The organism is Brevundimonas lenta (genome assembly GCF_014196335.1).
Classification (GTDB): domain Bacteria; phylum Pseudomonadota; class Alphaproteobacteria; order Caulobacterales; family Caulobacteraceae; genus Brevundimonas; species Brevundimonas lenta.
Genome location: NZ_JACIDM010000002.1, coordinates 53,709 through 67,340 on the forward strand (window position 1 = coordinate 53,709; position 13,632 = coordinate 67,340).

The 13,632-nt window shown below is 67.9% G+C and carries 13 protein-coding genes; 4 read left to right on the forward strand and 9 right to left on the reverse strand.

The features are described from left to right. Window positions 1-681, forward strand: a complete 681-nt coding sequence (locus tag GGR12_RS07765; RefSeq protein ID WP_183203865.1) for a DUF1499 domain-containing protein — start codon at window positions 1-3, stop codon at window positions 679-681. 16 nt (window positions 682-697) lie between these two features. Here the strand turns inward: GGR12_RS07765 and GGR12_RS07770 are convergent, their stop codons facing one another. Continuing rightward, entirely contained in the window at window positions 698-1,600 is a 903-nt protein-coding gene (locus GGR12_RS07770) for an MBL fold metallo-hydrolase (protein ID WP_183203866.1), read from the reverse strand. Window positions 1,601-1,669: 69 nt separating this feature from the next. On the opposite strand from GGR12_RS07770, the gene GGR12_RS07775 reads away from it, so the two are divergent. Then, complete coding sequence (locus GGR12_RS07775) at window positions 1,670-1,816, forward strand: hypothetical protein (protein WP_183203867.1); 147 nt, start codon at window positions 1,670-1,672, stop codon at window positions 1,814-1,816. Between the two features lie 4 nt (window positions 1,817-1,820). Here GGR12_RS07775 and GGR12_RS07780 read toward each other — a convergent pair whose 3' ends face one another. Both GGR12_RS07780 and GGR12_RS07785 read right to left on the reverse strand, forming a co-directional pair. Beyond that, window positions 1,821-2,213 carry a protein tyrosine phosphatase family protein gene (locus GGR12_RS07780; protein WP_183203868.1) on the reverse strand — a complete coding sequence of 131 codons (393 nt, stop codon included), beginning with the start codon at window positions 2,211-2,213 and terminating at the stop codon, window positions 1,821-1,823. Between the two features lie 2 nt (window positions 2,214-2,215). After that, window positions 2,216-2,731, reverse strand: a complete 516-nt coding sequence (locus GGR12_RS07785; protein WP_183203869.1) for a hypothetical protein — start codon at window positions 2,729-2,731, stop codon at window positions 2,216-2,218. A 292-nt stretch (window positions 2,732-3,023) separates the two neighbouring features. On the opposite strand from GGR12_RS07785, the gene GGR12_RS07790 reads away from it, so the two are divergent. Beyond that, window positions 3,024-6,023, forward strand: a complete 3,000-nt coding sequence (locus tag GGR12_RS07790) for a TonB-dependent receptor plug domain-containing protein (RefSeq protein ID WP_246328822.1) — start codon at window positions 3,024-3,026, stop codon at window positions 6,021-6,023. A gap of 167 nt (window positions 6,024-6,190) precedes the next feature. Continuing rightward, window positions 6,191-6,727 (forward strand): hypothetical protein, encoded by a 537-nt coding sequence (locus GGR12_RS07795; protein ID WP_183203870.1) that lies wholly within the window; start codon window positions 6,191-6,193, stop codon window positions 6,725-6,727. A 6-nt stretch (window positions 6,728-6,733) separates the two neighbouring features. On the opposite strand, the gene metH is transcribed toward GGR12_RS07795, so the two are convergent. Genes metH through GGR12_RS07825 form a run of 6 tightly spaced genes read right to left on the reverse strand, consistent with a single transcriptional unit; the run spans window position 6,734 to window position 13,523 of the window. Next, window positions 6,734-9,478 (reverse strand): methionine synthase, encoded by a 2,745-nt coding sequence (gene metH, locus GGR12_RS07800; RefSeq protein WP_183203871.1) that lies wholly within the window; start codon window positions 9,476-9,478, stop codon window positions 6,734-6,736. After that, on the reverse strand, window positions 9,400-9,858 hold the full coding sequence (locus GGR12_RS07805; RefSeq protein ID WP_183203872.1) for a hypothetical protein: 459 nt from the start codon (window positions 9,856-9,858) through the stop codon (window positions 9,400-9,402). Before GGR12_RS07805 ends, metH begins: the two co-directional genes overlap by 79 nt. Then, window positions 9,858-10,550 carry a methyltransferase domain-containing protein gene (locus GGR12_RS07810; RefSeq protein WP_221212299.1) on the reverse strand — a complete coding sequence of 231 codons (693 nt, stop codon included), beginning with the start codon at window positions 10,548-10,550 and terminating at the stop codon, window positions 9,858-9,860. The genes GGR12_RS07805 and GGR12_RS07810 overlap by 1 nt, the downstream gene beginning before the upstream one ends. Next, on the reverse strand, window positions 10,547-11,614 hold the full coding sequence (locus tag GGR12_RS07815) for a homocysteine S-methyltransferase family protein (protein ID WP_183203873.1): 1,068 nt from the start codon (window positions 11,612-11,614) through the stop codon (window positions 10,547-10,549). The genes GGR12_RS07810 and GGR12_RS07815 overlap by 4 nt, the downstream gene beginning before the upstream one ends. Continuing rightward, window positions 11,611-12,564 (reverse strand): methylenetetrahydrofolate reductase [NAD(P)H], encoded by a 954-nt coding sequence (gene metF, locus GGR12_RS07820; protein ID WP_183203874.1) that lies wholly within the window; start codon window positions 12,562-12,564, stop codon window positions 11,611-11,613. Before metF ends, GGR12_RS07815 begins: the two co-directional genes overlap by 4 nt. Further along, window positions 12,561-13,523, reverse strand: a complete 963-nt coding sequence (locus GGR12_RS07825) for an ArsR/SmtB family transcription factor (protein WP_183203875.1) — start codon at window positions 13,521-13,523, stop codon at window positions 12,561-12,563. The genes metF and GGR12_RS07825 overlap by 4 nt, the downstream gene beginning before the upstream one ends. Window positions 13,524-13,632: the final 109 nt, after the last annotated feature.

Consider the following 13,632-nt stretch of genomic DNA (forward strand, 5'->3'; position numbering starts at 1 on the left):
ATGGCCCGCGCACCGGTCAGGGGACGCAGGACGATCTGGGCGCTGGCGGTGCTGGCCGTCGCTGCGCCTCTTCTGGTGCTGGTCGCCGCCCTCGGCGTGCGCACAGGCCTATGGCCGGTCGAGCTCGGCTATGACCTGCTGACGCTGCAGGTCGCCTGGTGGCTGTCGTTCGTCGGGGTCGGGGCGGGCGTGCTGGCCGTGATCCTCGCGCTGCGGGATTTCCGCCGCCTTGGCCTGCTGGCGCTGGTCGCGCTGGTCATCGGCGCCGGAACCCTGGGCGTGTTCGTCTGGCAAAAGGGCCGCCTGGCGGCCGGGCCGGTGGAGAACGTCAGCACGGACCTGACTGAAGTGCCCGGCTTTGGCGATCTGCGCAGTGATGACGGACAGGGACCGGCGGTCGGGATCGAGGCCTGCCCGGGCGCGCGTCCCGCCATGACCCAGATCGCGCCGGAGTCGGCCGCCTGGGCGCTGCAGGAAGCCGGCTTCGCCCTGCGCAAGACCGGCGTGTCGCGCGCGGACGGAAGTCGCGACACCTTCTGGTTCGGCTTCACCCATGACGCCGTGATCCGCATCCGGCCGGGCCGCACCGACATCCGTGTCGCCGCCCGCGATGATCGCCCCCATGGCGGCGAGGCCTGCCGCCTCGTGACGCGCATCAGCGAGGCGCTGAACAGCCGGTAGTAAGCGGGTCGGCGGGTCAGACGGGCCGGTAGCGTGCCTGCAACGTCGGTTCGGGATCGGCGTCTGCGCGTCCCTGGCGGACCAGGGCGATCAGATGCGCCCAGACGGACAGCGAGGCCGCCGGCCAGAGCCGCTGGTCCACCGCCGCGTACAACGTCGGGACCATATCCGCGATCGTGCGGTCGCCGGCCTCCAGCCGCGCCATGATCTGCGCTTCGCGATCCAGCCGGTGACTGCGATAGGCTTCCAGGAACGGACGGACGTCCGTGATCGGCGCGCCATGCGTGGGCCACACGGTGGTGAAGTCACGCGCGATGACCTCGTCCAGGCTGGCCATGTAGTCGGTCATATCGCCGTCGGGCGGCGCGACGACCGTCGTCGACCAGCCCATCACATGGTCGCCGCTGAACAGGGCGTTCTCCTCGATCAGCACGAACGCCATGTGATTTGAGGCGTGGCCCGGCGTAGCGACCGCTTCCAGCGTCCAGCCGTCGCCCTGCAGGCGCTCGCCGCCGGTCAGGATCAGATCGGGCGCGAAGGTCTCGTCATCGTCCTCGTCCAGCGACGCCGACGCATGGATCGTCCGGGCCGGCGGCCGGGCCGCCAGCACCGGCGCGCCGACCGCCTCGGCGAACGGGCGGGCGAGGGGGGCGTGGTCCCGATGCGTGTGGGTCACCAGCACATGACTGACCGTCTGTCCCTCGACCGCTGACAACAGCGCCTTGAGGTGGGCGTCGTCCAGCGGCCCGGGATCGATCACGGCGACCCCTGCGCCCGGACCGTCGCGGCCGATGATGTAGGTGCCGGTGCCGGTGAAGGTGAACGGGCCGGGGTTCTCCGCCACCACGCGGCGGATCAGCGGCGAGACCCGGTCGCACCGGCCGTAGGCGAAGTCGAACTGGCGGACGAAGGGGATCATGCGTGCGTCTCCCCGGGGCGGCCCGGGCCTTGCGTTAGGAATTCGTAAACCTTTCGCGGAGTGCTCGACGTGGCCGTTTCCATGGCTCTGGCTGTATCAAATCGGCTCCTGCCCGTCGCCGGCGCCTTCCTGTGTCTCATGGCGGCGCAACTGGCGGTCGCTTCGTGCACGCCCGAACCCGCCCCCTATGCGGCGCGGGTCATGATCGTTCGCTGAGCGCTCAGAGCGGCAGGCGGCTGAGGTCGTAGCCCGCCGCGGCGGCCGCCGCGCGCAAGGCGTCGGCGTCATCGCCGTGAAGCCGCCGGGCCATCGCCCAGGCGGCCGCGGACCGCATGCCTGACCGGCAGAACAGAACCGTCGGCGCGCCGTCCTCCAGGGCGTCGCTCACCGCGGAGACCTGGTCGGGGCCAGGCATTCCGGAGATCGGGACCCAACGATAGTCGAGTCCCGCCGCAGCCGCTGCGGCCTGCACTTCGGATGACGAAGGCTGACCGGGCTCTTCGCCGTCCGGCCGGTTGTTGACGATCCGGCGCACGCCCGACTCAGCCAGCCCGGCCAGGGCTTCCGGTCTCAATTGCGGCGAACTCCAGACCCCGGGAGCGAGGGCGCGCATGATTACTGCCGGCGAACGCGAACGGCGCGGCTGCCGTCCACGGTCAGCATGTAGCTGCCCAGCGACGCCTTGCGCACCCGCACTTCCTGTCCGGCGCGATTCCGGAAGCGCACGGGCTCGCTGTCGATCTGCCGCCATACGCCGCCGTCCGCCAGGCGGAAGACCCAGTGGCCGTCGCCGGCCAGGGACGCGCTTTGCAGGGTGGTCTCGATGGAATCGATCTGCGCCGCTGCGGCGTTGCCGAACAGGCGGGGCAGGGACGGCATCTCGAATCCGAACAGCTGGCGCTGCGTCTCATTGACCTGCGCCCGATCGATAACCACCACCTCGCCCTGGCGTTCGGCCGAGTCCAGCGCGCCCGCAGCGGCGTCGTAGCAGGCCAGACGGGCGGCGTTGTCGGTGACGGCCCGGCAGGCCACCAGTCGTTGAAGCGACTCGGGCCGTTGCTGGGGCGGCACATCCTGGACCGTCGGGCTGGTGGTGACGGCGAGCGCCGCGACGACGGAAATCAGGGACATCGTTTGCTCCTGGAACTGCCCCTCACTGGGGCGACCTGTTTCTCAGTCCCCTATGACACGAACGCGGTCAACTGGCGGGTGAAGCGGTGCTGTGACGCTATCGTGGCCTAAATACGACAGTCGAGCTTGGACAGGATTACAGCCGTGTAATTACGCTGGCGAAACCAGCCTGGGGGCGCCTAACGTGCAGCAACTGCGGTCGGGATTCTGTCCGCGGGGGAAGGGACTATTCCATTCTAAGGCCGCGACACCGCTTGATTGAGGGGCGGCGTCGAACATCAGGAGACGACCTTTGAGAAACCACAAAACCAGAAACAGGCTGCTGGCCACGACGATGATCGGCGGTTTCGCCGCTCTCGCGTTCGCTGCCCCGGCGATGGCCCAAGAGGCCCCGCAGGACACGCAGCTGGACGAAATCGTCGTCACCGGTTCGCGCATCCCGCAAGCCAACCTGACGACCACCAGCCCCGTCACCCAGGTCACCGGCGAAGACATCGACATCGCCGGCGTGACCCGCGTTGAGGACCTGGTGGCCCAGCTGCCGCAGGCCTTCGCCGCGCAAAACTCGACCGTGTCGAACGGCGCTTCGGGCACCGCGACCGTCTCGCTGCGTAACCTCGGCTCGTCGCGCACCCTGGTGCTGATCGACGGCCGCCGGATGGGCTACGGCTCGCCGAACGACGACGCCGCCGACCTGAACCAGATTCCGGAACAGCTGGTCGAGCGCGTTGAAGTCCTGACGGGTGGCGCTTCCGCCATCTACGGTTCGGACGCCATCGCCGGCGTCGTGAACTTCATCATGAAGAAGGACTTCGAAGGCATCCAGATCGATGCCCAGTACGGCTTCTATCAGCACAACAACGACTATGACGGCCCGGGCAACCTGCGCCAGGTCATCGCCGGTCGTGCCGCCACCAACCCGGCCCAGTTCCAGCTGCCGGAAGACAACGTGTCGGACGGCGAAAGCCGCTCGGTCAACGCGATCATGGGTGTGGCCTCGCCGGACGGTAAGGGCAACCTGATGGCCTACGCCGGCTATCGGAACAACAACTACGTCCTGGGTCGCTACCGCGACTACTCGTCCTGCTCGCTGGCCGCTCCGGCCGCTGCGACCCCGCAGAACTTCTCCTGCGGCGGTTCGGGCACCACGGCTCCGGCTCAGGTCATCGCGCTGAACAACGGCAACACGGGCTTCACCGTCGGCGGCGGCAGCGGCCTCGGCAACGGCACCTTCGTCCCGTATTCGGGCGCGACGGGCGCCTACAACTTCGGTCCGCTGAACTACTTCCAGCGTCCGGACGAGCGTTACACCCTCGGCGCCTTCGGCCGTTACGAAGTCAACGACAAGATCGAAGCCTTCGCCCAGCTGATGTTCTCGGACTACAAGTCCGTCGCCCAGATCGCTCCCTCGGGCGCCTTCCTCGGCGACATCATCACGCTGAGCTGCGACAACCCGATGCTGTCGGCCCAACAGGCCACGCAACTGGGCTGCACGGGCGTCGCCGGCCAGACCGTCGACACCCTGATCGGTCGCCGTAACGTTGAAGGCGGCGGTCGTCAGGACAGCCTGAACTACGAATCGTATCGCGGTGTCGTCGGCATCCGCGGCGAGTTCACCCCGGGCTGGAACTACGACATCGCGGCGCAATACTCGCGCGTCGCCATGAACCGTACCTACCTGAACGACTTCTCGAACACCCGCCTGGGTCGCGCCTTTGACGTCGTCGACGTCGGCGGCGTTCCGACCTGTCAATCGGTGGTCGACGGCACCGACACCGCCTGCGTGCCCTACGACATCTTCTCGCCGGGCGGCGTGACGCAAGCGGCTCTCGACTACCTGCAAATCCCGCTGATCCAGACCGGTGAAACGACCCAACAAGTCGTCACCGCCGCGATCACGGGCGACACGGGCTGGGCTGTTCCGACCTCGACGCGCACCGTTCAGGTCGCGTTCGGTGCGGAATACCGTCGTGACTTCCTGGGCTCGGTCACCGACGCCGCCTTCTCGACCGGCGACGGCGCCGGCCAGGGCGGCCCGACGATCGGCTTCTCGGGTGACACGGACGTCGCTGAACTGTTCGGCGAAATCCAGGTTCCCCTGGCTGACGATCAACCGTGGGCCTACTCGGCCTCGTTCGACGCCGCTTACCGTCGTTCGGAGTACGAGAACTTCGGCGCCGACACCTACAAGTTCGGCCTCGACTACGCTCCGGTCGAAGACGTCCGCTTCCGCGCCAGCTACTCGCGCGCCGTGCGGGCTCCGAACGTGATCGAACTGTTCACCGCACAGGGCCTGAACCTGTTCGACCAGGACTTCGATCCCTGCGACGACCTGAACGACGATGGCGTTCTGAACAACTCGGTTTCGGCCCAGTGCATCGGCACCAACCCGTGGCAGGTCACTGCTGCTGAGTCGGACGGTGGTCTGCTCAACAGCCCGGCCGGTCAGTACAACTTCCTGCAGGGCGGTAACCCGAACCTGGAGCCGGAAGAAGCTGACACCTACACGGTCGGTTTCGTTGTCACGCCGTCGTTCCTGCCGCGCTTCAACCTGTCGATCGACTACTACAACATCAAGGTTGAGAACCTGGTCAGCACCGTCGGTCCGCTGAACACGCTCGACGCCTGCTACACCAACAACAACCTGACGGCTTGCCAACTGATCGTTCGCGACGGCCCGACCGGAGCCCTGTGGCTCAACGACGGCAACGTGATCGACACCAACGTCAACATCGGTGGTCTCAGCACCTCGGGTGTCGACGTCAACGCCAACTACGGCGTTGATCTGGAAGACTGGGGCATGTCCTCGGCCGGCTCGCTGCAGTTCGCCTTCGTCGGCACCTGGCTGGAATCGCTCGAGACCGACACCGGTCTGGGCTTCTCCAACAGCGTCTATGACTGCGCCGGCTTCTACGCCAACCAGTGCGGCGTTCCGAACCCGGAATGGCGTCACCGCGCCCGCATGACCTGGGTCTCGCCGTGGGACCTGGATCTGTCGGCCACGTGGCGTTACTTCGGCGAAGCTGAAGTCGCCGTTCTCGGCTCCGACGGCAGCCTGAACAACAGCCCGGCTCGTATCGACAAGGTTCTGGAAGACCAGAACTACATCGATCTGGCCGCTGTCTGGCAGGTTCGCGACAACGTGACCGTGCGTGCCGGTGTCAACAACGTGTTCGACATCGATCCGCCGCTCTCGTACAGCGTCGGCACGACCGGCAACAACAACACCTATCCGCAGCTCTATGATGCGCTGGGTCGTTACTTCTTCTTCGGCGTCACGGCTAACTTCTAAGCCCTGATTTCGTAGACATCGGGGGCGGCGGATCTTCGGGTCCGCCGCCCTTTTTGTTGCCTGACGCATTTTTCGCGCGAACCGCTCGCCGCAGAAAAACCATTTGCCGATTCAAGCGTTGCAGCGTCCTGTCGGACGCACATGCGTCCATCCGCTCCGGAGCCTTCATGTTCGCCAGCCTCGCCGCCGCCCTTCTCCTGTCCCACGCGCCCGCCGGCGCCGTGCAGGAAGGCCCGATCGCCACCGCCCGCGTCGCCGAGACGGCGGAAGCCGAGCGCGTGCGCGAGGCGGTCGCCTACGCCAATCCGCTGCCGCGCGGCGCGCCGGAAGCCGACTATCCGCTGGTCGCCTGGTGCGAGGCCCTGGTGAACGGCCACATCCGGCTGGGCGAGAGCCTGACCGACAACGATCCGCTGGATCAGGAGATCATCCGCCTGGGTCGTCGCGAGGCCGCCGACTTCCACACTGCGCTCGAGGTCGCCGGACCGCGCCAGTCGGCCCAGACCCGCGCCGCCGCCCGGGCCGCCGCCGCCGAAGCCACCGCCAAATGGGCGCCGCTTCAGAACGAGGCGGACGAGGCCGTCCGCAGCCAGTCGTTCGGCCTGTTCTTCGGCCTGCCGGGCCGGTGCGAACACGCCGCCCGCCGCCTGCGCAACAACATCACCACCCCGCCGGCGACGCCCGCGGACGTCGGCCTGGAGTAGGGCGCGTCAGGCCGCGTCGCTGCGCCGCGCGGCCGCCGGATCGTAGTTGAGGATCGGGGCCAGCCACCGCTCGGCGGTGGCGACGTCCCATCCCTTGCGCCGGGCGTAGTCCTCGACCTGGTCGCGATCGATCTTGCCGACGCCGAAATAGTGGCTGCCCGGATGGCCGAAATAGAGCCCTGACACCGACGCCGGCGGGGTCATGGCGAAGCTCTCCGTCAGCTGCATCCCGGCGTTCGTTTCCGCCTGCAACAGATTGAACAGCGTCGCCTTTTCCGTGTGATCGGGCTGGGCCGGATAGCCCGGCGCCGGCCGGATGCCTTCATAGGCCTCGGCGATCAGCTCCTCGACCGTGGTCGCCTCGTCCGGCGCATGGCCCCACAGTTCGGTCCGCACCTTCCTGTGCAGCGCCTCGGCGAACGCCTCCGCCAGCCGGTCGGCCAGGGCCGTCGCCATGATCGACGAATAGTCGTCGCCGGCGTCCTTGAACCGTTTGGCGATCTCCAGTTCGCCATGCCCGGCGGTGACCGCGAAGGCGCCCAGCCAGTCGTCGCCGTCCTCGGCCACGAAGTCCGACAGGCACAGGTTCGGCTTGCCGTTGGTCTTGGCGATCTGCTGCCGCAGGCCGTGGAAGCGCGCCAGCTCGACCGTCCGCATCTCGTCGGTCCACACCACGATGTCGTCGCCGCGCGCATTGGCGGCCCAGAAGCCGACCACGCCCCGGGCGGTGAACCATTTCTCCTCCACGATCCGCTTCAGCATCGCCTGGGCGTCGGCGAACAGGTCCTTGGCCGCCTCGCCGACGATCTCGTCCTCGAGGATCAGCGGATAGCGGCCGATCAGCTCCCAGCTGGCGAAGAAGGGCGTCCAGTCGATGTAGCTGGCCAGATCGCCCAGATCCCAGGCGTCGAACGCCCGCACGCCGAGGAAGGATGGGCGCGGGGGCAGGGGCGTCGCCGCATCCGGCCGGAAGCGATTGGCCCGCGCCGCCGGCAGGGCCGCCCGCGCCTTCACCTCCTGGCCGCGCGCGAACTGCTCGCGAATGCGGATGTATTCGTCGCGCGTCGCCGCCTCGTTCTTCGCCCTGTCGGTCGGCGACAGCAGGCCCGACACCACGCCCACGGCGCGGCTGGCGTCGATCACATAGGTGGTCGATCCGCTGTGATAGCCCGGCTCGATCTTCACCGCCGTGTGCGTCCGGCTGGTCGTCGCGCCGCCGATCAGCAGCGGAATGTTGAAGCCGCGCCGCTCCATCTCGCGCGCCACGAACGTCATCTCGTCCAGCGACGGCGTGATCAGGCCCGACAGGCCGACGATGTCGACCTTGTGCTTCTCGGCCTCGTCCAGGATCCGGTCCGCCGGAACCATGACGCCGAGGTCGATGACCTCGTAGTTGTTACACTGGAGCACGACGCCGACGATGTTCTTGCCGATGTCGTGGACGTCGCCCTTCACCGTGGCCATCAGGATGCGCCCGGCCTGCTTCCTCGGCTTGCCGGTCTTCTCGGCCTCCATGAAGGGCTCCAGCCAGGCCACGGCCTGCTTCATCACCCGCGCCGACTTGACCACCTGCGGCAGGAACATCTTGCCCGAGCCGAACAGATCGCCGACGACGTTCATCCCGTCCATCAGCGGGCCTTCGATGACGTGCAGCGGGCGTTCGACCGACAGCCGCGCCTCCTCGGTGTCGGCCTCGATCCAGTCGGTGATGCCGTTGACCAGGGCGTGCTCGATGCGTTTGCCGACCGGGGCGTCGCGCCACTTCAGGTCCACGACCCGCGCCGCGCCCTTCTCGCCCTTGTAGTCGGGCGCCATGTCCACCAGCCGCTCGGTGTTGGACACGTTTGTCCGCTGCGGCCGGTTCAGGATCACGTCCTCGACCGCCTCGCGCAGCTTCGGATCGATGTCGTCATAGACCGGCAGGTCGCCGGCGTTGACGATGCCCATGTCCATGCCCGCCTGGATGGCGTGGTACAGGAAGACCGAGTGGATCGCCCGCCGGACCGGCTCGTTGCCGCGGAAGCTGAACGACACGTTCGACACCCCGCCCGACACGCGGGCGAAGGGCAGGGTCGCCTTGATCGCGCGCGTCGCCTCGATGAAGTCGACGGCGTAGTTGTCGTGCTCCTCGATCCCCGTCGCCACGGCGAAGATGTTGGGATCGAAGATGATGTCCTCGGGCGGGAAGCCGACCTCGTCCACCAGGATGCGATAGGCGCGGGTGCAGATCTCGATCTTGCGCGCGGCGGTGTCGGCCTGGCCGATCTCGTCGAAGGCCATGACCACCACGGCGGCCCCGTAGCGCAGACATTTGACGGCCTGTTCGCGGAACTCCGCCTCGCCGGCCTTCATCGAAATCGAGTTCACGATCGGCTTGCCCTGGACGCATTTCAGGCCGGCCTCGATCACCTCCCATTTGGAGGAGTCGATCATCACCGGCACGCGGGCGATGTCCGGTTCGGCCGCGATCAGGTTCAGGAAGGTCCGCATGGCGACGACGCCGTCCAGCAGGCCCTCATCCATGTTGATGTCGATGACCGAGGCGCCCGCCTCGACCTGCTGCCGCGCCACGGCCAACGCCCCGGCATAGTCGCCCTCGACCACCAGCTTGCGGAATTTGGCCGAGCCGGTGACGTTGGTCCGCTCGCCGACGTTGATGAAGGTGGGACGCATCAGGCGGACTCGTTCAACAGAACAGGCAGCCGACTGCGCCGCCACAGGCTTTTCCTGATCGACCGGGCACGACGCCATGACGTGATGGACACGGCCGTGGTCGTAACAGCTTCCTTGAAGCCCCGGCTGGCCAGGAAAACCCACGAGCGGGTCGGATAGCCGTTTGGTCCGGTTAGAGAGACGCCTCGGCCAGCCACAACCGCATCGCAAAGAGCGAGCGCCCGTTCCACATCACGCTCGTTCCGCAGTGGCTCGAAGTCTAGCCCTTGGCCGCTGCTGATCCGCAATTCGAAACTGCCGATGCCTGCGTCGAGGAGAGACATGTCCTCTCCTTCGCCGAGTCTCAGAAGAATGGCCTTCTCGGACTCATGGTTGATTGCGCAGACAGGATGTTTGTCGACGAACCGCCTCGCTTCTTCCCGGAAGCGCTGGAACGCATTGATTTCCGAATTGGGCATCACGCGTAGGCCACCCAGCCGTGCCAGTTCATGGCGTGATAGAAATGCTCAATGTCGCCGAAGCCGGCTTCGGCCAGCAGGGCCTCGTCGCGGGCTGCGGTCGCCAGGCCGGGATTGCCGCGATGGCTGGCCCGGGCGTTCTTCAGCGTCTCCGGATCGACGCCGTTGGCCGCCGCGAAGGCGACGTAGCGGTCCATGTTGCGGTCGAACTGCGGATTGTCGGCGCTGTCGCAGCGATCGACCAGGACGAAGGGCGCGCCCGGCTTCAGGCGGCGGCGGATGTCCTTGAGCGTCGCCAGCTTCGCGCCGTCGTCGGGCAGGATGCCAAGCACCAGGATCATGGTCGCGCCGTCGAAGGGACCCGCAGGCGCCGCTTCGACGCCGCCCTCGATCAGCTCGACGCGCCGCATCGTCTCCTCGCCGAGGATGTGGCGGGCGAGATCGAGCATTTTTCCGGCAGGATCAACGCCGGTGAACCGCCAGTCGGGGCCGGCCTTGGCCAGCGCCTGGGTGTCCAGTCCGCCGCCGGCGCCGACGACCAGCACATGGCCGTCGTGCGGCATGCGCTCGGCCAGCAGGATGCCCGCCATCTGCAGCACGCCGGGTTGACCCGGCATGAAGGCGCGCGGGCCCTTCTCGACGTATCCGGCGACGAACCCGGGATCGGCGAAGTTGAAGGCGGGCTTGGTCACGCCACCAGCTCGAATGGTTCCAGACCCGACAGACGCATAGCCGTGGGCCGCTCCGGGATCGCCCGCGGCGTCACGCCCGCCACCTCTTCCGCTACGTGCCGGATGTGCTCCGGCGTGGTGCCGCAACAGCCGCCGACGATGTTGACCAGGCCGGACTTCGCCCACTCCTCGATGAAGTGCGCGGTCTCGTGCGGTTGCTCGTCGTACTGGCCCATGGCGTTGGGCAGGCCGGCGTTGGGGTAGGCGGCGACGAGGGTGTCGGCGACGCGGGCGAGCTCGGCGATGAACGGCCGCATCAGCTCGCCGCCCAGGGCGCAGTTGAAGCCCACGGCGAACGGCTTGGCGTGGCGCACGCTGTGCCAGAAGGCCTCGGCCGTCTGCCCCGACAGGGTCCGCCCCGACCGGTCTACGATGGTGCCCGAAATCCAGATCGGCAGGGCCTCCAGCCCCTCGTCCTGAAGGTCCAGGATGGCCTTGATCGCCGCCTTGCAGTTCAGCGTGTCGGTGATGGTTTCGATCAGATACAGGTCGACCCCGCCCTCGTGCAGGGCCAGCACCTGCTGGCGATAGGCCTCATAGACCTGGTCGAAGGTCACCAGCCGCGCGCCGGGATCGTTCACGTCCGACGACATCGACAGCATCTTGTTCAGCGGCCCGATGGCTCCGGCCACGAAGCGCGGCTTGTGCGGCTCCTTCGCGGTCCAGCGGTCGGCTTCGGCCCGGGCGAGTTGAGCGCCGGCCAGGTTCAGGTCGAACACGTCCTGCGGCGCCAGGCTGTAGTCTTCCTGGGCGATCGTCGTGGCCGAGAAGGTGTTGGTCTCGGTGATGTCGGCGCCGGCGGCGAAATACTGGTCGTGCAGGTCGGAGATGACGTCCGGCCGGGTCAGGCACAGGATGTCGTTATTGCCCTTCATCTGCACCGGATGGTCGGCGAAGCGCGCGCCGCGGAACTCGGCCTCCGACAGCTCGCGGCGCTGGATCATCACGCCCCAGCTGCCGTCCAGCACGAGGATGCGCTCCTTCGCGGCCTGATGCAGCGCGGCAATGCGGTCGGCGCGGCTCATGCTTCGGCCTTCTGCTCACGCACGCCCAGCACCCGGCAGATGGCGTAGACCAGATCGGCCCGGTTCAGGGTGTAGAAGTGGAAGTCGGCGAAGCCTTCCTCCTGCAGCCGCGCACAGGTCTCGGCGGCCACGGAGGCGGCGATCAGCTTGCGGGTCTCCGGATCGTCGTCCAGCCCGTCGAAATGCGCCGCCAGCCAGCCTGGCACCGCCGCGCCGCAGGTCGCGGACATCCGCTTCAGCCCGGCGAAATTGGTCACCGGCATAATGCCCGGGATCAGGGGAACCTCGACCCCCGCCGCGCGCACCCGGTCGCGGAAGCGCAGGAAGGCGTCGATGTCGAAGAAGAACTGGCTGATCGCCCGCGTCGCCCCGGCGTCGACCTTGGCCTTCAGCACGTCGGTGTCGTGGGCCGCCGACGGGCTTTCCGGATGGCCTTCGGGGTAGCAGCCGACGCTGATCTCGAACCCGCCCCGGCGCGCCACCGCGGCCGTCAGTTCGGTGGCGTTGGCGTAGCCGTCGGCGCGCGGCGCATAGACCCCGCCGATGCCGTTGCTGCCCGGCGGATCGCCGCGCAGGGCCACGATGTGGCGCACCCCGGCGGCGTGATAGCCGTCGATCACCGCGTCGACCTCGTCGCGACTGGCCTCGACGCAGGTCAGGTGCGCGGCCGGCGTCAGCGAGGTCTCGCCCAGAATGCGCTGCACGGTGCGGTGCGTACGTTCCCGCGTCGATCCGCCGGCGCCGTAGGTCACCGAGACGAAGTCCGGCTGCAGCGGGGCCAGTCGGGTGACCGCCTTCCACAGATTGGCTTCGGCCTCGTCGGTCTTTGGCGGGAAGAATTCGAACGAGACGCGCGGGCGCGAGGCGTCCTGTCCGGCGCGGGCCACGGGACCCAGCGGCGACAGCAGCAGGGCGCGGGCTTCGGCGAGGCTGAGGGCAGGGGCGGTCATGCCGCGCTCGCTTCGGCGACGGAGGGGCGTTCGGCGGTCCAGATCGACACGGTCAGGCCTTCGGTGTCCGGGGGCAGGGCGACCGGCTCGCTCGGTTTGAGTCCCGCCTCGCCCAGCCAGCGCCGCATCTCGTCGTCGGCGAAGCCCAGCCGCCGGTGCTGATGCTCCTCGCGCAGGTGCTCCAGCGCGTGGGGGGCGAAGTCGACGATCAGCAGCCGTCCGCCCGGCGCCACCAGTCGCGCGGCCTCGGCGACGGCGGAGGCGGGATCGGCGAGGTAGTGCAGCACCTGGTGCACCAGCACCAGGTCGGCGCTGTGTTGCGGCAGGCGGGTGGAGAAGATGTCCCCGTGGCGCAGTTCGACCTTGTCCAGGCCCGCCCGGGCGACGTTGGTGCGGGCGATGTTGAGCATGTTCTGGCTGAGATCCAGCCCCACCGACATGCGCGCCTTCTTGCCCAGCAGGGTCAGCATCCGGCCGGATCCTGTGCCCAGATCGACCACCCGTTCGAACGGCCCGTCGCCCGCCGCCTCCAGGATCGCCGCCTCGACCGCCGTCTCGCAGACGTACAGCGACCGGATACGGTCCCACTGCGGCGCGACGCGCTCGAAATAGGCGCTGGCGGCGGCCTCGCGGTCGCGGCGCACGTCGTCCAGGCGGCGGTCATCCGCCTCGCCGGCGGCGTCGTCCAGCAGGTCCAGAACCGTGTCGATCAGCCGTCGCGCGGGCAGGTCGGACGACAGCCGGTAGAAGACGCGGGCGCCGTCGGGAAACCGCTCGATCAGACCGGCGTCGACCATCAGCTTCAGGTGGCGCGAAACCCGCGGCTGGCTCTGCTCCAGAATCCGCGACAGCTCCATCACCGACAGTTCGTCGCCGGCCAGCAGTGAGAGGACCCGCAAACGGGTGGGTTCGCCCACGGCGCGGAGGGCCTCGACGGTCTGGTCAGCGTTGAACGACATATCCTTATATAAGGATATCCTTATGTGATCAGGCAAGGAAAAAGCGCTGGTCAGCCGCCGGATCCGGGAACAATCTGCGTTTCATCAGCCACCCTGCATGGCATGCCTC

Coding starts and splice junctions, on each gene's coding strand:
- GGR12_RS07765 (WP_183203865.1), top strand. CDS start 1: ATGGCCCGCGCACCGGTCAGGGGACGCAGGACGATCTGGGCGCTGGCG.
- GGR12_RS07770 (WP_183203866.1), bottom strand. CDS start 1,600: ATGATCCCCTTCGTCCGCCAGTTCGACTTCGCCTACGGCCGGTGCGAC.
- GGR12_RS07780 (WP_183203868.1), bottom strand. CDS start 2,213: ATGCGCGCCCTCGCTCCCGGGGTCTGGAGTTCGCCGCAATTGAGACCG.
- GGR12_RS07785 (WP_183203869.1), bottom strand. CDS start 2,731: ATGTCCCTGATTTCCGTCGTCGCGGCGCTCGCCGTCACCACCAGCCCG.
- GGR12_RS07795 (WP_183203870.1), top strand. CDS start 6,191: ATGTTCGCCAGCCTCGCCGCCGCCCTTCTCCTGTCCCACGCGCCCGCC.
- metH (WP_183203871.1), bottom strand. CDS start 9,478: ATGGCGTCGTGCCCGGTCGATCAGGAAAAGCCTGTGGCGGCGCAGTCG.
- GGR12_RS07805 (WP_183203872.1), bottom strand. CDS start 9,858: ATGCCCAATTCGGAAATCAATGCGTTCCAGCGCTTCCGGGAAGAAGCG.
- GGR12_RS07815 (WP_183203873.1), bottom strand. CDS start 11,614: ATGAGCCGCGCCGACCGCATTGCCGCGCTGCATCAGGCCGCGAAGGAG.
- metF (WP_183203874.1), bottom strand. CDS start 12,564: ATGACCGCCCCTGCCCTCAGCCTCGCCGAAGCCCGCGCCCTGCTGCTG.
- GGR12_RS07825 (WP_183203875.1), bottom strand. CDS start 13,523: ATGTCGTTCAACGCTGACCAGACCGTCGAGGCCCTCCGCGCCGTGGGC.